23 protein-coding genes and 1 riboswitch are annotated in these 17914 nt (G+C 57.5%); of the genes, 8 read left to right on the plus strand and 15 right to left on the minus strand.

Annotated elements, in window-relative coordinates; translation table 11 throughout:
- Positions 1–68: 68 nt before the first annotated feature.
- Positions 69–341 (plus strand): hypothetical protein, encoded by a 273-nt coding sequence (locus DLD99_RS12945; RefSeq protein WP_114882577.1) that lies wholly within the window; start codon positions 69–71, stop codon positions 339–341.
- Between the two features lie 85 nt (positions 342–426).
- Here DLD99_RS12945 and DLD99_RS12950 read toward each other — a convergent pair whose 3' ends face one another.
- The 11 genes from DLD99_RS12950 to DLD99_RS13000 all read right to left on the minus strand — a co-directional run bounded on the left by DLD99_RS12950 (position 427) and on the right by DLD99_RS13000 (position 9185).
- Positions 427–1350 (minus strand): bifunctional helix-turn-helix transcriptional regulator/GNAT family N-acetyltransferase, encoded by a 924-nt coding sequence (locus tag DLD99_RS12950; protein WP_114882578.1) that lies wholly within the window; start codon positions 1348–1350, stop codon positions 427–429.
- A 56-nt stretch (positions 1351–1406) separates the two neighbouring features.
- Positions 1407–2111, minus strand: a complete 705-nt coding sequence (locus DLD99_RS12955) for a phytanoyl-CoA dioxygenase family protein (RefSeq protein WP_114882580.1) — start codon at positions 2109–2111, stop codon at positions 1407–1409.
- A complete protein-coding gene (locus DLD99_RS12960) occupies positions 2086–2409 on the minus strand; it encodes a gamma-glutamylcyclotransferase family protein (RefSeq protein WP_114882582.1) in 324 nt (107 codons plus the stop codon). The genes DLD99_RS12955 and DLD99_RS12960 overlap by 26 nt, the downstream gene beginning before the upstream one ends.
- A gap of 66 nt (positions 2410–2475) precedes the next feature.
- Positions 2476–3513, minus strand: coding sequence for an alpha/beta hydrolase family protein (locus DLD99_RS12965; RefSeq protein WP_114882584.1), 1038 nt, complete (start codon positions 3511–3513; stop codon positions 2476–2478).
- Between the two features lie 18 nt (positions 3514–3531).
- A complete protein-coding gene (locus tag DLD99_RS12970; protein ID WP_114882586.1) occupies positions 3532–3963 on the minus strand; it encodes a bleomycin resistance protein in 432 nt (143 codons plus the stop codon).
- A 46-nt stretch (positions 3964–4009) separates the two neighbouring features.
- Entirely contained in the window at positions 4010–4336 is a 327-nt protein-coding gene (locus tag DLD99_RS12975; RefSeq protein WP_114882588.1) for a low molecular weight protein tyrosine phosphatase family protein, read from the minus strand.
- A complete protein-coding gene (locus DLD99_RS12980) occupies positions 4333–4527 on the minus strand; it encodes a hypothetical protein (RefSeq protein ID WP_114882590.1) in 195 nt (64 codons plus the stop codon). Before DLD99_RS12980 ends, DLD99_RS12975 begins: the two co-directional genes overlap by 4 nt.
- A gap of 209 nt (positions 4528–4736) precedes the next feature.
- On the minus strand, positions 4737–5651 hold the full coding sequence (locus DLD99_RS12985) for an ABC transporter substrate-binding protein (RefSeq protein ID WP_114882592.1): 915 nt from the start codon (positions 5649–5651) through the stop codon (positions 4737–4739).
- Positions 5648–6007 (minus strand): (2Fe-2S) ferredoxin domain-containing protein, encoded by a 360-nt coding sequence (locus DLD99_RS12990; protein WP_114882595.1) that lies wholly within the window; start codon positions 6005–6007, stop codon positions 5648–5650. Before DLD99_RS12990 ends, DLD99_RS12985 begins: the two co-directional genes overlap by 4 nt.
- Positions 6007–7944, minus strand: a complete 1938-nt coding sequence (locus DLD99_RS12995; RefSeq protein ID WP_114886669.1) for a TonB-dependent receptor plug domain-containing protein — start codon at positions 7942–7944, stop codon at positions 6007–6009. Before DLD99_RS12995 ends, DLD99_RS12990 begins: the two co-directional genes overlap by 1 nt.
- Before the next feature lie 92 nt (positions 7945–8036).
- Positions 8037–8242: riboswitch (cobalamin riboswitch) on the minus strand.
- A 34-nt stretch (positions 8243–8276) separates the two neighbouring features.
- Complete coding sequence (locus DLD99_RS13000; protein WP_114882597.1) at positions 8277–9185, minus strand: LysR family transcriptional regulator; 909 nt, start codon at positions 9183–9185, stop codon at positions 8277–8279.
- Positions 9186–9354: 169 nt separating this feature from the next.
- Between DLD99_RS13000 and DLD99_RS13005 the strand changes: the two genes are divergently transcribed.
- Together DLD99_RS13005 and DLD99_RS13010 are read left to right on the plus strand one after the other, a co-directional pair.
- On the plus strand, positions 9355–9792 hold the full coding sequence (locus DLD99_RS13005; RefSeq protein ID WP_114882599.1) for a DoxX family protein: 438 nt from the start codon (positions 9355–9357) through the stop codon (positions 9790–9792).
- Between the two features lie 84 nt (positions 9793–9876).
- Positions 9877–10776: a pirin family protein gene (locus DLD99_RS13010; protein ID WP_114882601.1), complete on the plus strand. Its 900-nt coding sequence runs from the start codon at positions 9877–9879 to the stop codon at positions 10774–10776.
- 81 nt (positions 10777–10857) lie between these two features.
- Here the strand turns inward: DLD99_RS13010 and DLD99_RS13015 are convergent, their stop codons facing one another.
- On the minus strand, positions 10858–11553 hold the full coding sequence (locus tag DLD99_RS13015; RefSeq protein WP_085731817.1) for an NYN domain-containing protein: 696 nt from the start codon (positions 11551–11553) through the stop codon (positions 10858–10860).
- Between the two features lie 365 nt (positions 11554–11918).
- Here DLD99_RS13015 and mug point away from each other — a divergent pair, with 365 nt between their 5' ends.
- From mug to DLD99_RS13030, 3 genes are all read left to right on the plus strand, one after another.
- The gene (mug, locus tag DLD99_RS13020; protein WP_114882602.1) at positions 11919–12425 is read left to right on the plus strand and encodes a G/U mismatch-specific DNA glycosylase; all 507 of its coding nucleotides are present in this window, start codon (positions 11919–11921) and stop codon (positions 12423–12425) included.
- 108 nt (positions 12426–12533) lie between these two features.
- Complete coding sequence (locus DLD99_RS13025; RefSeq protein ID WP_114882604.1) at positions 12534–13238, plus strand: alpha/beta fold hydrolase; 705 nt, start codon at positions 12534–12536, stop codon at positions 13236–13238.
- A 97-nt stretch (positions 13239–13335) separates the two neighbouring features.
- Positions 13336–13833: a hypothetical protein gene (locus DLD99_RS13030; RefSeq protein WP_114886671.1), complete on the plus strand. Its 498-nt coding sequence runs from the start codon at positions 13336–13338 to the stop codon at positions 13831–13833.
- A 16-nt stretch (positions 13834–13849) separates the two neighbouring features.
- Here DLD99_RS13030 and DLD99_RS13035 read toward each other — a convergent pair whose 3' ends face one another.
- From DLD99_RS13035 to DLD99_RS13045, 3 genes are all read right to left on the minus strand, one after another.
- A complete protein-coding gene (locus DLD99_RS13035; protein WP_114886673.1) occupies positions 13850–14230 on the minus strand; it encodes a c-type cytochrome in 381 nt (126 codons plus the stop codon).
- A gap of 77 nt (positions 14231–14307) precedes the next feature.
- Positions 14308–14505: a hypothetical protein gene (locus tag DLD99_RS13040; protein ID WP_114882607.1), complete on the minus strand. Its 198-nt coding sequence runs from the start codon at positions 14503–14505 to the stop codon at positions 14308–14310.
- Between the two features lie 75 nt (positions 14506–14580).
- Positions 14581–14934 carry a hypothetical protein gene (locus DLD99_RS13045; protein WP_114882609.1) on the minus strand — a complete coding sequence of 118 codons (354 nt, stop codon included), beginning with the start codon at positions 14932–14934 and terminating at the stop codon, positions 14581–14583.
- A 457-nt stretch (positions 14935–15391) separates the two neighbouring features.
- Between DLD99_RS13045 and DLD99_RS13050 the strand changes: the two genes are divergently transcribed.
- Both DLD99_RS13050 and DLD99_RS13055 read left to right on the plus strand, forming a co-directional pair.
- Positions 15392–15910, plus strand: a complete 519-nt coding sequence (locus DLD99_RS13050) for an AidA/PixA family protein (protein WP_114882611.1) — start codon at positions 15392–15394, stop codon at positions 15908–15910.
- A gap of 328 nt (positions 15911–16238) precedes the next feature.
- Positions 16239–17549: an ArnT family glycosyltransferase gene (locus DLD99_RS13055; RefSeq protein ID WP_114882613.1), complete on the plus strand. Its 1311-nt coding sequence runs from the start codon at positions 16239–16241 to the stop codon at positions 17547–17549.
- Positions 17550–17914 lie beyond the last annotated feature (365 nt).

The following is a 17914-nucleotide window of genomic DNA, read 5'->3' on the forward strand; positions in this document are numbered from 1 at the left end:
TTTGCTATTCACCCAACTCCCGAGCGTGCGAAATTACCAGCCCTTCAATCGCTCACAAAGGCAGGCTCATGACCTCCACCCTGGCAGTCTCGGATATCGCAGGTCCATGGAGTGGGGATGCCCCCACAGGACTCATTCAGCGTTGCAAGGAGGCCTGGGATACGCCTTTGGAGAGATTGGATGATCTTATGGTTGCTACTTTTTTGAATCAGAACATAGCCACCAAACACATGCTCATCGAGGCGAAGCGCCGCTTGAAAGACCTGGCGCGAGATGAAACCGAGTACTTCGACGGCCAGCTCCTCGAAGCAATCGAGCGTTTGGAGCGAAAAAGGGACTGATTAATTATTCAAAATAGATCAGTCCCCTTTAAAAATCACTTCCGAGCCTTGTGCGCTTCACGCCGGAATCAGACGAAACAGAGCATCAAAGTTCAATCGCCCACGTCTGACTCACCAGCTCTTTCCCGAAGCTGAATATCGGCTCTTCCTCAACCAACTCAAACCCCGCCCGCTGATACAACTTGCGCGCATCCACCAGATTGCTGGTCGTCCACAGAATCATCTTTTTGTACCCGACATCCCGGGCAAACCTCAGGCATTCCTCGACGAGTCGATTGCCGATCCCCAGCCCCCGAGCGCTGGCGTCCACAAACAGCATGCGCAGTTTTGCCGTGGTTGCGTCGTGCCGGATGACAAATACTGACCCGACAACCTTGCCGTCCTTTTCTGCAATCCAGCAGCGTTCACTGGCAGGGTCGAACTCGCGCAGGTACTTGGCGACGATCTCGGCGACCAGCGCCTCGAACTCCCGGTTCCAGCCGTATTCGCGGGTGTAGATCACGGTTTGTTGCTGCACCACCAGGCCCATGTCGCCGGGCTGCGGGTCGCGCAACAGGTAGGCCGGTTGCTTGCCGCCCTCGAGCAAGGTCTGGATCTGTTTCATGGACTCGATCAATTGCAATTGCTGCGGCTCGGCCATGCGTTCGAGCAGGGTGATGACTTCCTGCCGCGACGCCTGTTCCAGCGGGGCCAGGATCGAGCGGCCGAGGTCGGTGATGTGCAACAGACTGGCGCGGGCGTCGGTGGCGGAGGGGACTTTCTGGATCAGGCCTTTTTTGTCGAAGCCGCTGATGATCCGGCTCATGTAACCCGCATCCAGGCCCAGCATCTGGCGCAGGTCGGCGCTGGTCAGATCGCCGCCGGAGGCGAGTTCGTAGAGGATGCGCAGCTCGGTCAGCGAATAGTCGCTTTGCAACAGATGTTCCTGCAGAACGCCGATCTGGTGGGTGTAGAAGCGGTTGAATTGCCGGACGATGTCGGCTCGTTCGATCAATGGAGTCGCGGACATGGCAGATGCTCAGATGGTTGCTTTGAGCAACTATATAGTTGCCTGAGGCAATCAAGTCAAATGAATTGTCCAGCGTTTCTCAGGGCAAACTCTGCCGGATCGAACCGTTCGCTGGTGTCCATTCGAATGTTTCTGAGAACCACCGTTTCGAGGTGTGATGCGTAGAGCGTTTCCGAAAAATAAGTGATCAGCAGCGTGCGACGGCGATCGCCGGTGGCGTTCAGGCTGCCGGCATGAATGAGATCGGCATCGAAAATCAGGATGTCGCCCGCGTTGCCCGTCAGTTGCACGGATCGGGACTCGTCAGTGGAATCGAACGGGGGCTCGCCGAGTGCAGGGCGATGGCTACCGGGAACGATGCGGGTCGCGCCGTTCTCCGGGCCGTAATCGTCGAGGTACGCCAGCGCGACAGCGGTGTCGCCCGGGCGTTGCGCCGACAGGTCGCGGTGCAATTGTTGATGACCGCCACCTGCAAGCGGCTCACGGCCCTCGACCTGGGAAAGGAAGAAGCGTTCGCCAATCAATTCGCCCACCACCGACAGCAAGGGTGGCAACCGGCACACAGCCTGAACGGTCGGGTCAGTGTCCAGCAGCGAATGGCGCCAATCGATGCCACGAGGCACGGGCCATTCGCTTGAGGGTTTTACGCCAGTGTCGAACGTATTCCGTAGTCCGGTCAGCCACGCAGCCGGGATTGCGTGGCGGAGCAGGGCAAATCCGTCTTGGTGAAGTTGTCTAGCGCAGGGCGTAGACCCAGGCATCCGTTGCCGTCCCGTCATCCAGAGTCACCTTGGTCAAAACCCGTTGATACTCGGCCCCTTCAAACTCATCGAGCGCCGCCCAGTGCTGCTGGAAGTTTTCTGAAGAGAACACAAAGCCTTCAATGACCTCGCCATCGTCGGCAATCACCAGCCCGGGAAAACCCATCGCCGCACCCCAGCCGGCGTGCGACAGACGCCCCTTCAACGAAGCGGCCTGCCAGGTGCCGCCGATGTTGAGCATCACATGCTCGTTCGGACGGCCAGGCCCCAGAGTTCCATAAACGAAGAGACGTTCCACGATTGCTCCTGATGGTCAAAAAAGGAGGGATCCTGACGTATCACGAATGCACAGGCAACACCGTCATCAGTTGGGAAGTGATCGGGTCAGAAAACCATCGATCAATGCCACAACCTGTTGCTGGATCACTTCACGCGAACGACCACCACCATCCCCGCAAATGATGCCATCGCCTGGCGAGTCTTCTTCAAGCAACTCCACGGCGCCGGGCTTGCACGATGCCACGAAGCTGAAATGGCTGGCGTCGCTGATCTCGACATACTGCGACGATACCGAAGGCAGGCGCTTGGCGAGACTTGCCGACTCCAATTGGGCGGGCAGGTCTTCAGACGGCACACCAGCGCCAATCACCAGTGTCGGGACCGGCAACGCGGCGAGGCTTGCGTCGGTCATGCCGCGTGACAGGCCCAGGTCCAGTGAAACGATCGCGCTGACGCGTTTGTCGCTCAAGTCCGCGCTCATCCGGCTCTTCGATTCTGGCGTGTCAGCGACGTTGATCGTCTTGTAGACGGAGCAACTGGCCAGTTTTTGATGGGCAGCGCAGTCCTTCGCGAAGCGCTCGGGATCGAACCGTGAACCGGCGATTTCGAGGGCGGTCCAGCCGCCGAGTGAATGACCGGCTACCGCAATTCGACGCATCGAAACGGCACCCGATTGCTCGGGCTGTGCGGTGACCGCATCGATGACGCGGCTGATGTCGGCAGGTCGTTGCCACAACTGTGCAGCGGCTTGAGGACTGCGGTCATGCGTCGTGGTGCCGGGATGATTGACCGCCGCCACGATGTAACCCTGCCGGGCCAATGCGGTGGCCAGCCACGCCTGGTTGCTCCAGTTCCCTCGGTAACCATGGGAGAGCACCAGTAACGGATGCTCACCGGTAGTCGGTGGTGCATCGCGCACGGCGGACGTCCCGACAAACACGATATCGTCGGCAATCAATTGGGGGGTGGCGGTGGTCCTGGCGGGATACCAGACGACCATCTCCAGCGGACGTTCGTTTTGCGCGTCCGGTAGTGTGGCGGTCCGGAAACCGATAGGGTTTTCGTCAGCGTGTACGTTGGCCGAAAGGCAGATCAGAAGCAGGAGGCCAAAAGCGTTTTTCATTGTTTTTATCTTCCATGATCAAAGTGAGCAAACGGGGCGTTCACCCAGACGTTCTACCAGTCTTACAAGATAACCGTCCGGGTCCTGGACGATGAATTCTCTTTGGCCGACTTCAACATCGTCAGCGCGATACCAGGTGTCTTTACATGCTTTGTAGAGTTGAAGCTGCGCGACGCCAAGTTGTTCGATGAGCGGGGCGACGGTCTCAACATCTATCTGCAGGTTGATACCTCTGCCGAAGGGTTTGCTCAGTTCCGCCGTCAGCCACTGACCTGCATTCGGCTCAACCTGCTCGAGCATGACTTGAGCGCCATTCAGATCGAGATAGGCGAAGCCATCTTCAGGACGTTGATAAGCGATGTTGAATCCCAGGCAGCCGACCCAGAAAGCGAGACTGGTCTGTATATCCGTGACCATTAGTTCTGGAACCAGTTTGTTTCGCACAAACATAAGGTGAATTCCATTTCATTGGATGCGTTGCCAAGAACGCGGAGGATCAAGTGGTGAGGTAGGGCTTCACCGTTTTTTCAAGAAGCTCTACCAACTCAGGATCCATATACTGATAGTCATCCGGAATATCCAGCGAGTAAATCCGCTTGTGCTCCAGCAGCCGGGCGTACTCGGCCCGCAGACGATTCAGGTGTTTGGTTTCCATCACAAAAATGAAATCGGCCCAGCGAATATCCGCCGGGCCGATGGTTTTGCGTGCATTGGGGCTGGTGCCCGCTGAACGGACATTGAATCCGGGGCGACGACGCCAGACTTCTTCCGCCGTCGGGCTACGCCATTGGTTACGACTGCAAATGAACAGTAGATTCGTCACTCTTGATCCAGCAGTTGGCGGGTGGAGAGAATGGGATAGCTCATGCCGAGTTGGCGAGCCCTGGCCAGCTTGGTGGACCGGATGTACATCAACTTCCAGTTCTTTTCCGGCTTGAAGGTTTGCGGGCGAACCGCTTTGTCACTGCCGTGTTTACGGGCCTGGTTACGTCTCCAGGCGCGGGTTCTGTTCATGTTCTTTCCTCGTGAATACCGGGTTCAGCAGCCGCGGTAATACGAGTTGGGCGTATGGTAAACGCGAATCGGGAGTACCGAAAGCTACGCGCATTGAAATTCGTCATCTGCCGCCATGAATGGCGGCGTTGCGGGATTCTCTCCAGGATCTCGCGAAACGCCTTTCTGCTGGAGGCAGGAAAAATAAATCTGTCCCCTTTAAAGACTCTTTAAGGACTTAATGACTTGAGCTGTCGCGCCAACTCCAGCGCCACCCGGCCACTGCCCGGTGTCGGCAACAGATGCGTAAACGGAATATCGATCATCCAGTTCTCGCGCACGGCTCGCAGGGTCGACAGCACCGGATCCTGCATCAGCAACTGGCGTTTGCGACTGGCTGGCGACCACTTTGCATCGGCCAGCAGGATCACGTCGGGGTCACTGGCAAGCAGGGTTTCGCGGCTGACGGTCACCCGGTACTGGTTGATGCCAGCGAACAGGTTTCGCGCGCCGGCGGCGGCCAGCAGAGTGGTGACAAAACCACGCCGGCCTTCGCTGTCGAGACCGTTGACTTCGCTGTCGAGGTAGAACACTGACAGCGGCCTGCCCGGGCGGGTTAAAGCCTTGGCCTTTTCCAGATCGGCATCCATCGCATCGCTCAGTTCCCGAGCGCGCTGCTGTCGGTGCAGCAATCCGCCCAGGGTCAAAAGGTCGCGGCGAATGTGTTCAAAGTAGTCCAGCGAATGTCCGTTGCAGGCCGACTCCAGCAAATACGAAGCCACGCCGTTGCGCCCCAGTCCGCTGCGTGACGTTACGCCGTCGCCAAAGGCCGAGGCGAACCCGCCGACTACCAGATCCGGCTTCTGCGCGTACAGCACTTCGCTCGACGGATAGCGGTGCGAGATCACTGGCACGCCGAAGTACTCGGTCCGAGGCGCGCCGGTATCATCCAGATAGGCCACACCCGTCAGCGCCGAGTCTGCGCCCAACGCCAACACCAGATCGGCCGCATGCTGATTGAGCGCAACAATCCGCGACGGTGGCGATGCCGGCAAGTGCCAGGTCTCGCCACAATTACGGTAGTCATCTGCCAGAACCGGCGAAGTGCAGAGCAGGGCGCTCGCCAGAAAACACAGCCTTCTCACGAGCGCTCCTTGATCAGCAGATCCTCGACCACTTCACCGCCCACCAGATGCACTTCGACCAGTCGCTGCGCATCGGCGTGGCTGCGTACGCCATACCAGCAGGTCTCCGGATACACCGTCATGACCGGCCCGAGATTGCACGGGAACTGACAATGCGTGCGGGTCAGCAAAACCCCGCCCGGTGTCTCGATGCGGTCATGCGCGAGCAAGTGCCGGCGCAGGGTTTTCCATAGCTGCAAGGCGCCGCGCTGGGTACAGCGCGGGCCGGTGCAGAGGAACACGTGGCGCGCATGCTCGGGCACGTGCGACCAGTCCGGATGCGAATCGACGCCGTCGGTGGTGATGATGTCAGCCATCAGAAGCGGTACGTGTAGCGCACTTCGGAGGTGAACGGCCGTCCGAGGTTGTCGACGTTGTTCGAGCGGCTGGTGACGTAATCGCGGTCGAACAGGTTTTCCACCAACAGGCTCAGGCGATGCTGATGGGCACCGTCGAGATAGCGATAAGCATCGGCGTCCACCACCGAATAATGGCCGTACTCGACCTGTTTCGAGCTGATCACATCGCGGATATAGCGGATCGCGCCGCCGGCGCCCCACATCCGGTCAACCGACTCGTAACCGATGCGCGAGCGGGCGAAGAAGCTCGGTACATCGTTGATCGTCACCCCCGCGCGCGACTCGGTGAGGTTGCGGGTCATGTCTGCCTGCAGGCTCCATTGATCGTTGAGTGCCAGTTTCGCGTCTGCCTCGAAACCGCGCATCTGGATCTGTCCCTGGCCGTTGACCCACTGGATGTCGTCAAGGGTAATCAGGTCGTCGATCTTGCGCTTGAACAGGGTGACGCTGGCGCTGAACTCGCGGTCGATGAGCAAGCCTTTGTAGTCGAGGCCGAGTTCGGCGTTGCGGCTTTTCTCCGGTTTCAGGTTACGGTTGCCCAGTTCATCACCCGGCTCGTTGACGAACAGTTGCTCGGCGTTCGGCAGTTTATAGGCTGTGCCGTACTGGCCACGAACAGACCAGTTTTCATTGAGGTCGTACAGCGAAGTGAGCATGCCGACCGTGGCGCTGTCGCCGCCGCTCATGGCCTCGTGGCGGATGCCGATACTCGGATGCCAGTCGGGCAGGGCATCGATCTTCGGACGCAACTGGGTGTAGAACGCGTGGGCTTCGGCCTTGTCGTTGTCGATGATCAGCACATCATCCTGACCCTTGAACCACTGGTTGTCCGTGCCGAATACCAGCACATGGCCGCCGGGCAACTCGGCCTTGCCTTCGGCCTGCACGCCCCAGTCGGTGAAACCCCAGTAGTCGTTGTGGTTGATGCTTTTTACACCGCCATCGGACGTGTTGTTGATACGCGTGTAGCGGGTGTCCCAGTCGTTGATATGGCCTTTGACGAAATAGCTCAGGCGTTCGTTGACGTTCTGTTCGAAGGTGGCCGTGGCGATTTGCTGGATGCGGTCGTTGGTGGTCTTGTGATTGTCCACCGGGCGGGCGAAATCGAGGTTGGCGTCGGCGTATTGGTAGAACAGTTCCAGGCGCGTGTCATCACTGAAGGACTGAATCGCCTTGGCGCCGAAGGTCGTGACTTCGTAGGCGCGGTTCTTTTCGCTGCTGTTCCGGATGTCGCGATTGCGAAACGGCTGGTAGCCGTCCGAAACGTTATGGCTGACGTAGGCCAGCAGGCCCAGGTCGCCGAAACCGTTGGTGAAGATGTTCTCGACCCGCGCATCCTCGGTGGTGCCACCGAACGTATCCACGCCCATGTTCACTTCGCCGGAGGCTTTGCGGCTCTGCGGGCTGCGGGTGACGATGTTGATCACGCCGGACACGGCTTGGGTGCCGAACAGCAGGCTCTGCCCGCCCTTGAGCACTTCGATACGCTCGATGGCGTTGGCCGGCAGGGTGTCCAGGTACAGGCCGCCGTACAGGCGATTGTTCAGGCGCACGCCGTCGAGCAGGATCAGCGTGTCGTCGTTGCGCCCGCCCAGCAGCGAATAGGTGCCGTAGTCGAACGGGCCGTTTTTCGGCGCGACGTACAGGCCGGGAATGAACATCTGCATCACGCGGCTGACATCGGCACTGGGGCCGGCGCGTTCGATCTGCTCGCGGGTGACGATCTCGACCTTGCTGCCGAACTGCGCCATTTCGGCGACGGTGGTGGACTCCACGGACGGCGCGGAAACGATTTGCTGAGTGAGTTCGAGCGGCGCGTCATCGGCCAGCAACAGAGGGCTGAACAGGCAGCCGAACAACAGGGATGGAGCCTTGGTGTTGAAAGGTTTGATCATCGTCTTCTCGAAAGGATCTTCGCAGAAGAGCATGCAGGAGAAGGCATCGCGCACACGCCGACACCGGCCCATGCCCGCCCACCGCAGGAGTTTGCCAAACAGCATTTCAGGCCGGTCTCCGGGCTCGCGCGTCTGGACACTTTCACCTTCCCATGGCCGTCTGGCCACAGTGGTGTGTTGAAAGCATCACGCGCCTACCGTTGCGGGGGCAGCACCGGACTGGTTCGAAACGAACGCACCGGTTTCCCGTTTCACCCCATGCACGGCGGCATGGGACACCTGAAACAGGGCGGCATCTGAACATTCGGATGACCGCTCGTCAACTTTCCGGGTCAAGCCTCGTGCGTGTTCTGCTGAACGAAGCGCTCGATCAACCACCGCGCCGCCGGGCCCGGTGGCGCATCGGTGCGGTAGATGGCGTCGAAGGTGTATTGCCCGCTGGCGTACTCCGACAGGTCCAGTTGTACCAGTCGGCCGCTGTCCAGATCCTCCTGAATCATCGGCCTCGGCATGTTGCCCCAACCGATGCCCTCACGCAGTAACATGTGTTTGGCGCCGAGGTCCGCCAGGCGCCAGGTGCGGTTGCTCAGCACAGCGAATTCCTTGTCTTTGGTCAGTTGCGAGCGGTCGGACAGCACCAGCTGTGTGTGCTCGCGCCCGGCACCCGGAACATTGCCTTCGGCGCTCGCCAAAGGATGATTCGGCGCTGCCACCGGAATCAGCTCGACGCTGCCGATGCCGATTCTTTCGATGCCGTTGATGCCGTCATTCATCGGCCCGCTGACGCCAACCACCGCGCCGCGATTGATCACCCGTTCAGTCACGGCGCCAAGCGCTTCCATGTGCAGATGCAGGGCAACGGTGGGGAATTCTTCGCGAAAGGATTTCAGCGCATCTACCACGCGCTCGGCCGGTAGCATTACGTCGAGTACCACATGCACTTCGGCCTCCAGTCCCTGCAGCAGGCCTTTGACCTTGGCGCGCAAGCCATGCACGCCGTTGGCGATGGTCCGGGCCTCGGCCAGCACGGTGCGGCCGGCGTCGGTGAGTTGCGGCTTGCGGGTGGTTTCACGATCGAACAGGGTGACGCCCAGCTGCATCTCAAGATTGGCAATCGAGTAACTGATGACCGAGGTCGCCCGGTGGAGCTTGCGCGCCGCGGCGGCAAAACTGCCAACTTCGACGACGGTAAGAAAGACCCGCAGTTGATCGAGTGTCGGTGTACCTGGGTCGGAGATCATGTCGGTGTCCTTGAGTTACCGTGAGGGACGTTACTGGATGCACAGCTTACCTATTTTATCGAACGTAATGATCTAAATTAGTCGGCTATTCAGATGAGCTGCCGAGGCGCAAGATTTCTTCATCCGGACGGTTCAAGTCGAACCGGACCCCATTGAAGGAAATTCTCCCATGGCTACTTCTGCAAACATCGCTCAAGCAACTGCTGTACAGAACGCTTCCGACACCAAACAAGCCTCGGCTGCCTTGATCGGGCGCGTCTTGCTCAGCGTGATTTTCATCCTCTCCGGTTTCTCCAAACTGGCCGCGCCGGCCATGATGATCGGCTATATCGGCTCGGTAGGGCTGCCGCTGCCGCAAGTGGCGCTGGCACTGGCAATCATCGTCGAAATCGGTGGCGGCCTGGCGCTGATCGCCGGCTACCGCACTCGCACCGTCGCCGCTGTGCTGGCCGCATTCAGCGTGGTCACCGCTCTGGCCTTCCACAATGCGCTGGCCGACCAGAACCAGTTCATCCACTTCTTCAAGAACATCGCCATGGCCGGCGGCCTGCTGCAAGTCGTGGCCTTCGGTGCCGGTCGCTTCAGCCTCGACGCCCGTCGCCGCTGAAAGCCGGGCGCCGCGAGGGACTGGTTCCCTCGCGGCGCTTTGCCGTTTGTTGGCCGTTCCCCGCATCAGAATCGAGTAATCATCATGACCGTTCAGCAACACCTCTCCGGCTATACCCGCGAACCTGTCACTCACCGCATTCTGCGCTACCGCACCAGCGGCAGCGGGCACGGCTCGATCGTGCGACTGATGAGCCCTTCGGATCTGGGCCAGTTGATCAAACCCTTCGTGTTCCTCGACCTGTTCGAAGGCGAGGCCTCGTTCATTCACAACATGCCGATGCACCCGCATTCGGGGATCGCCACCGTGACGGTGATTACCGAAGGCAACCTGCGTTTCGAGGACGAAGGATCGGGCAAGGGCATGATCGATTACGGCGGCGTCGAGTGGATGCGTGCGGGCGGCGGGGTATGGCACGGCAAGGAAATGTCGGTGGGCACTTCGCAGCGGATTCAGGGCTTTCAACTGTGGGTGGCTTTGCCGCCGGAGCTGGAGAACGCCAGTGTCGACAGCCAGTATCTTGAGTCCGCCGCAATGCCCGAAACGGGGCCGGCGCGGGTGATTCTCGGCGTACATCAAGGCGTGCAAAGCCCGGTTAGGGCACCCGCTGGTATCAACTATCTGTTGGTCACGCTGAATGCCGGCGAAACTTGGACTTACACGCCACCCGAAGGCCACGAGTCGTTATGGCTGAGCGTCAGCCGTGGATTGCTGGCGACACCGGATCTGGTCAGCGCCGGCGAAATGGCCGTTTTTGAGCCGGGCAACGGTGCCGTTACCCTGAAGGCCCTGCGCGATGGCACGGTGTTCGTGATTGGCTCGGCGAAGTCTCATCCCTACGATCTGGCATTGGGCAACTACTCCGTGCACACCAACCCGCAAGCTTTGCGAGAGGGCGAAGCGAAGATCGCGGAAATCGGTGGGCGGTTGCGCGAGTATTTCAAGCAGGCGGATGGGGTGGGGGCGGTGCCGGTGTTCAAGTAAGCCCCGGGGCTGGCTAGCCTTCGACACAATACCGAAGGCGTGTTGACTTTCAGCTAGCCGCCGCTAATGCGGCGCATCTGTTTACGATGGCTTGGGGCAGGTGGAACGCAACCCATCGATGTGTTCCATCAAACCATCAGGAATGCTCTGCCACATCGGATCAAGTATGAAATCAACGCCTTCTCGGCGAGCCATCTTCGCCGCAGGTACAAAGTCAGCGTCACCCGCAATGAGGACAATCTGATCGACCTGTTGCTTGAACGAAAGCGATGCGACATCGACGCCGATTCTCATATCCACGCCTTTTTGCCGCGTGTCTATGCTGACATCGGCCTCAGTCAAGTCTGATATCTGAATTTTGCCCTTGAGCAGATCGGCGATTCTTGCGGGTTTGATTGTCCATTTCACATCTTTTGACAGATGCCCCAGACGCAATGCCAACTTGCGTTTGCTTCGCAACCGAATGTGCAGCTCTCTACGAAAAACTGCCTCTCTGGATTTAGAGAAGTCCACGAGTTTTTTCGTTATCGGGTTGTGTTGCTTGGTGTCCAGGGGAGGGCAGTCGTAGAAGAAAATCCTGTAAAGCTCCTTTCTGGGACGTTGCTGTGGCCCTGAAGGCAAGCCACTTTGGCCAGAAAAGGTTCTGGACATCAGGTGAGCCGTTGCCCATCGATGTACGAGATCGGCAGCGCGTTCGGCATTGAATGCGTTGTGAGGCTCAATCCTTCGAAATCGCTTGATGAAGTAGGCGCCGTCAACCAGAACCGCTGTGGGCATACGTTCTTCCTGAAAACAAAAACGCCCAAGGGTTTGGCACGTCCTGGATGGTTAGGACGGCTTACTGCCTTGGGCGGGATGTGGGCAGATTAGGGAGAGATGACAGTGTCGTCAATCGTGCCATCTTTGTTTTTGATCAAGGACTAGCCATCAATCCTGTATGTGCTCTTGATTTTGTCGATGAGCAGTGAGGTAGAAAGATAAAGCCTAAGGATTTGGCCCACAAGCCAGCGCTTTCTGACGTATTTGTAGGTTTTTGCGCTAGGGGTTGTAGCTTGAAGGAGTGGGTATTAATGCCTTGAGCGGTCATTATCCAAGCGCGCAGTCATATCGATTTGAGTATCTGCAATACAGGGGAGAAGTTGATGCTTGAAGACATCCTGACCAAAGGCCTGTCCGTGGTGTTCTGCGGGATCAATCCCGGCCTGTTGGCGGCGGAGCAGGGGCATCATTTTGCCGGGCGGAGCAATCGGTTCTGGCGCACGCTGCATCTGGCCGGATTCACGCCTGTTGAAGTGGCCCCGGAAAACGACCGCTCGATCCTGCATTATCAATGCGGGCTGACTGCCGTGGTGGAAAGGCCGACGGCACGGGCGGATCAACTGTCAGCGCAGGAATTCACCGCAGCGGCGGCAGACTTTGAGCACAAGATCAAACGCTTTGCGCCGCGCTATGTGGCGTTTCTCGGCAAGGCTGCCTATGCCGGTTTGTCAGGGAAAAAAACGCTTGAATGGGGCGCACAGGACACAACATTCGCTGGGGCAAATGTGTGGATTCTGCCTAACCCCAGCGGTCGCAATCTGGCGTTCAATCAGGATCAACTGGTGACGGCGTATCGAGCGCTTTATCTGGCGTCGAGCGCATCGGGATAAAGCGCCGCGTGACTTTCATCAACGGTGCTGTGCGCTCAGGCATAATTCCGCACTGGGCAGCAATCGCCCCAATGGCACCCGGTCTGACGTCCAGGAAACCCGCAATTCATGCATTCGCTCCAAACCGCAAACGAGTTCACCGTCCCGTTCGAAAGCCACAAGCTTTACGCCGATACGCTACCGGGCAGTGGTCGCCCGCATTTGTTCTGTATCCACGGTGGCGGAGCCCGCAGCCGAGAGGTGTTTGCAGACCTGCGGCAGATATTGCACGGGCAGGGCATAGGCTCCACCGCGCTGGACTGCATCGGGCATGGTCAAACCGGGGGCGTGTTCGCCGAGTCTTCCCTGCACCGGCGCGACCAACAGTCGCTATCGGTCATCGAGCACAGCGGGACCCGGCCGACCGCTCTGATCGGCATCAGCATGGGTGCCTACAACGCCGTGCGCCTGAGCGAAATCCTGGATGTCCGGATGCTGATCCTGGTCGTGCCCGGGATCTATACCCCGCAGGCATACAAGGTGCCGTTCGGCCCTGAGTTCTCGGCGATCATTCGTCAGCCCCGCAGTTGGCTGGCGAGCGATGCCTGGGACATTCTCGGTCGATTCAAGGGCCGGTTGCTGGTGATTGCGGGGGAGCGGGACGAAGTCATTCCGCTGGAAATTCCCGAGCGTATTCTGGCCGCTGCAACTCAGGCACAGGATCGGCAGTTGTGGGTTGTTCCGGATGCCGGTCATAACGGTTTGTTGCCGCTGGTGTTGCAGAATCCCGAGTGGCTGGCAGCGATCACTGCGGGGCTGGCGTCGAGCGGTTGAGTGCAAGCCTGTGAGGGCCGTCTGATCTTCCATCCGTGCGACAGGAATCGTCTATCGTCATGAAGATCAACACATGGCCACGATCAGGGAGCTGATCATGAGTCGTCAGGAAGACCTCAACGTTATCTGGAAGCGGATATTCTGGATTTTCATCGCCTTGTTGGTGTTGGCGATAGCCGTAACCTACAGCCTGCCCGACTACAAAGTGCCGTTTATCGTTTGTATCGCCGGCAATGTCGGGGGCTACGTCGGGTTTCATCGGCGACTGTCAATACTTACCGACCCGGAAATCGAAAACCTCTCCCGATCATGGTTCGCTCTGATCCTGCCTTCCTTCATAGGCGGAATACTGGCGGGGCTCTTGTATCTCTTGTTCCTTTCCGGCGTTATCCGAGGCGATTTGTTTCCGGTCATCGTGCCGGACGACGATCCGCAGTGTTTGAAGCAAATCTTCAATGACATTTTTTGCCAACATGCGGAAGGGTATGCGGCCTACGCCAAGTTGCTGTTCTGGTCATTCGTGGCGGGCTTCAATCAGGACTATGTCGTTGACCTGATTGAAAACATAAAGGGCAGCGATAAAAAGACCGACTGAAGCAGAAGAGGGCGGCTCAGGGCCGTTTCTTTGAAATGACATCGACCATGTACTGATTCAAATCGCGAAAGTCATTAACGCTCCAGGCGTGCGGCAGGATCTTTACACCATTTTCGCGCAAGGTTTTTGGAATCAGGTCGCCGTTCGGACGAAGGATGATCGAGGACACGATAACGCCCGGATAATCACTCAATCGTTTCTTGAAGGCGGACGTTGTCAGGTCGGGAGTTGGAGGATTGCTTTTTCTGGCCAATGGACCTGTGCCTTTGATATCGGGCCCGTGGCACACGGCGCATCGCTGTGAATAGAGATTCTTTCCGTTGGTGTTGTCTGCGAAGGAGGGTGCTGTTTGAGTGATGAACAACGTGGTCAGTAAAGCCGTGAGCGATGTTTTCATTTTTATAGGTCGATATTGATGAGTTTTGAAGATGAAACGCATCGTGTGCTTCCGAATATGATGCGAGCGACGGACAGCTACCCGCCGCTGTAATGAATGAGCAGGGCGATAAAAACCACAAAAGGTGTGTAAAGCACCAAACCGCCGACGACGAGTGCCCAGCCCCAGGCAAAACCGCTTTCTCCCTTGAAACGGCCGCCACTCAGCAATCGCAGCACGAAAACGCCTACCTTGTACGCCAGCAGGTTGAACAAGAAATCCATGATGAAATCCATTTTTGATCCGATGCCTCCCTGGGCGTGCTGGATCTAAAGTGTCAATGCCTTCGCCAACTAACGCTTTGCAGACATTTAGTCGTCCGACTCGCCAGCGCCATGCCACGGAACTTCCTGGAGCGCCCCGCTAGCGGTCAGTATTGAGCCGAGCTCTTCAATTATTTGCCTATTGAGAGTGAGATTGTCGGAGCACTGGTCGGCTTCTCCGAAAACGGTCCAAGAGTCGCTGTCAATTCGGACAGATCCAAACTTGTTTTCTGGATGGGGGTGGGATGCCCATATGCCATGCTCCGTGGTGCTGACCGAGAATCCCAATGGCACCAGTGCCAGGCGGAGCGCCTCCTGGAACCCGATATCCGATGGCTGTGGATAGAACTCAATCAGCACTTCTTTGCTGCCATAGGCTTCTCTGATCGCGAAAGCGTACATGACCGTCTCCTTGAAGTATTTCGAGTTCGTAGCTTGAGGTTTTGTGAAAGGCCGGAACACCCATCGGATGCGTGGGCACTTCCTCGTGTCCCGTCGAAAACTCGCTTGCTGAAAAGCAAATAGTGAGCGCCTGGGACCAGAAACGCTGCAGCTCCAATCAAGAAAACACCCATATAGATGCTGCTTCCTCAGTATTTATCGACGTCCAGTGTGCGCCTTTACCAACTTGAGCAGTCAGCGAGTATCCAGAAAACAATGACGAGATTGGCCAGCACAGAAGCAAATCAAAGCCTTGGTCGCTCCGCATTACAACGCGTTTTTTCCGCGTCAACTGAACGCACGTTGACACCATAAAGTCATCTCCTATCGTTCTCCGCAGACCGCATCCAGGGACCGGATGAGCCGGACAGCCTTTGCGGGCGCGGTCGTTCATGCCAATCCAACAAGGAGCAGCAAAATGTCCAGTGCGACCCAAACCTTTGACGTGCTCGTCAACGTCGATGCCGATTACCTGCTTGCCCATCCCGATGACGTGCGCGGCTCGATCTCCATGTTGGTGACGCGCTCTGCCATTGATAGCCATGCCAGCGGCGACACCGGCGAAGGCGGAAGCGAGCTGTGGTTCGACGTCAATTCCGGCGACAACATCCGCTGGCGTGCCACGACGCTCTCCCGCAATTTCGACCGCATCGCCGTCATCAAAAGCATCCAGAGCGGCGGCAGCAATGGTGGCGACTACCCGGGCACCATGTCGCAACCGCAGTCCTATAACCTCCCCGGAGTGGTGGCTTATCTGAACAATGTCCCCGGTGGTCTTTCCAAAACCGATGTGGTCTACACCTTGTGGCAGTCCATTGCGCAGAATCCGGGAAAACTCTGGTACACCGTCACCTTCGCCTTGTACGACCGTGATCTGAACCAGATTGGCCCGGATCGCAACTGGGATCCCTACATCACCGTCAATAAAAGTAACTGAAATACGCACAGTCCGACCGATACTCCTCGTCAGTGACGAAGGTGTCTGGCCGGGCTTTTTATTGGCTTTATCCGTCTCGTTCAGGGAATGTTGGGGCGTGTAATGCTTGAATAGTCCCCGCCGTGGGCTAGTCTAAAATTCAACTTTCCGGGAAGCAGGAAGCCAATTCCAGCGTTACCGGACATTCAGGATTCTGGCCAAAAAGAACAACTTCACTAAAGGGTTACCGATGGATCGATATGATGCCCCGCTTGTTGTAGAGCGCACTTGGCGGGCAGGCATGTTGAAAGGATTGATTGCAAGAAATCCGTGCCTGAGCATTTTCTTCATGACACTGGCCGTGTTCATGGTGTTGCAGTACAAACCTGCTGTCCTCAACTACACAACACGCTTTGTCGATTTTGCCGAGTACATGTTGCTGCACGGCGTCACGCTGTTTCCCATTGCCGACGACCTCAAGCCTTATCCTGACTACACGGTCCTCAATACCTTGTTGGTCTATCTGGTTTCCTTGCCGTTCGGCCGTGTTTCCATACTTTCAATGGGCCTGCCTTCCTGCATTGCCGCGTCCCTGATGCTGGTGTTCATTTATAGGCTCGGTGCCTTGCACAGCAAGAAGTGGGGCGCATATGGCGTACTTTTCAGCCTGTTGACCTGGGCCTTTCTGGACGGTGTGAACTCACTGGCACTGGATATCTATCCGGCCCTGTTTACGTTGATCTGCTTCTATGTGGCCTATTCGGCCGAGTTGAAAAAGGACCCGCGTCGCCTGGTGTTCCTGTTCGTCGCGTTGGCGCTGGGCTTTGCGTTTCGTGGGCCTATCGGATTGATCGGGCCCGCCTGTGTCATCGGGGCTTACTACTTTCTGAGCCGCCAATGGCGCATGTTGTTGCTGTTTTCATTTCTCTCGGGCCTGATTCTGGCCGCCGGGGTTGTGCTGCTGGCCTGGGCGGCCTACCTGCAAGGGGGGCAACCGTTTCTGGAAGAAGTGTTGAACATGCAGGGCATTGGACGCTTCGGTTCCGATCATGCGCCGCGCTATTACTTCTACTTCTCCGCAGGCCTGTTTACCTACGGCTTCACGGTGTTTTACGCCATCAACGTGATTCTTAAGAAGTACAAACTGTTCTTCCGTTCGACCCGCGATAAAGACATCGACCTGCTGCTCTATCTGACCGGGTGGCTGTTGGTGCTGCTGGTGCTGTTCACAATCCCGAGCTCCAAGAAAGCACGTTACATCCTGGCAATTACCCCGGCCATTTCCCTGTTGGCCGCGTACCTCTTCGTCAGCAAGGAAGCCGCCTTTGTACGCGCCAAAAACGGCCTGTTGAACTTCTGCCTGAAGTTACCCGTACTGGGGTTGGGCATGCTGGTGTCGGTGCTGGTCTACAACAACTTTGCCGAAGTTGCGTTGCAACCTAACTACCTGGGCGCAGGCCTGGGGTTGTTTGCGCTGTTGAGCTTCTACCACGCCAGACGCGAGTACTTCTCCGAGCATCCTTATCGCGAGTTCATGACGCTGTCGTTTGGGGTAGGGGCGTTTTTGATTCTGGATATGTTTTTCTTCAATCCCATTACGTATCACCTGGAACTGATGATCGAGCCCACGCCAAAGTTCTTGCCGTATTGGTTTTGGTAAACGGCTCGGCTGTAGAAGCAGTCATCGACTGCTTCATACAGCAACCGACCGCTTACACCACTTCGACGTGATCCAGCGCCTGATTTTGTGCCAACTGGGCTCAGAGCCAGACCGTAGACGAAATCAGAGTAGCAGGGGAAGTTTTCGGTTGGCAGTTCTAGCGAGGCATAAAATGAACTGCTTTGCATTCAGCAACAATGGATTGTCTTGGCGAGGGGTATTCCTAGAGTGGGATTTGATGAAGGGAGAGATCTTAGCCTACCGATGAGGAAATAATTGCTGCTTTTCCAAATCCCTGCCACAGGCTTGGCGTGATCTGCAGAAAGCCGCTCGCGCAGCTTTACTCAACACTGATGTGGTAGCTA

The organism is Pseudomonas kribbensis, from assembly GCF_003352185.1.
GTDB classification, from domain to species: Bacteria; Pseudomonadota; Gammaproteobacteria; order Pseudomonadales; family Pseudomonadaceae; genus Aquipseudomonas; species Aquipseudomonas kribbensis.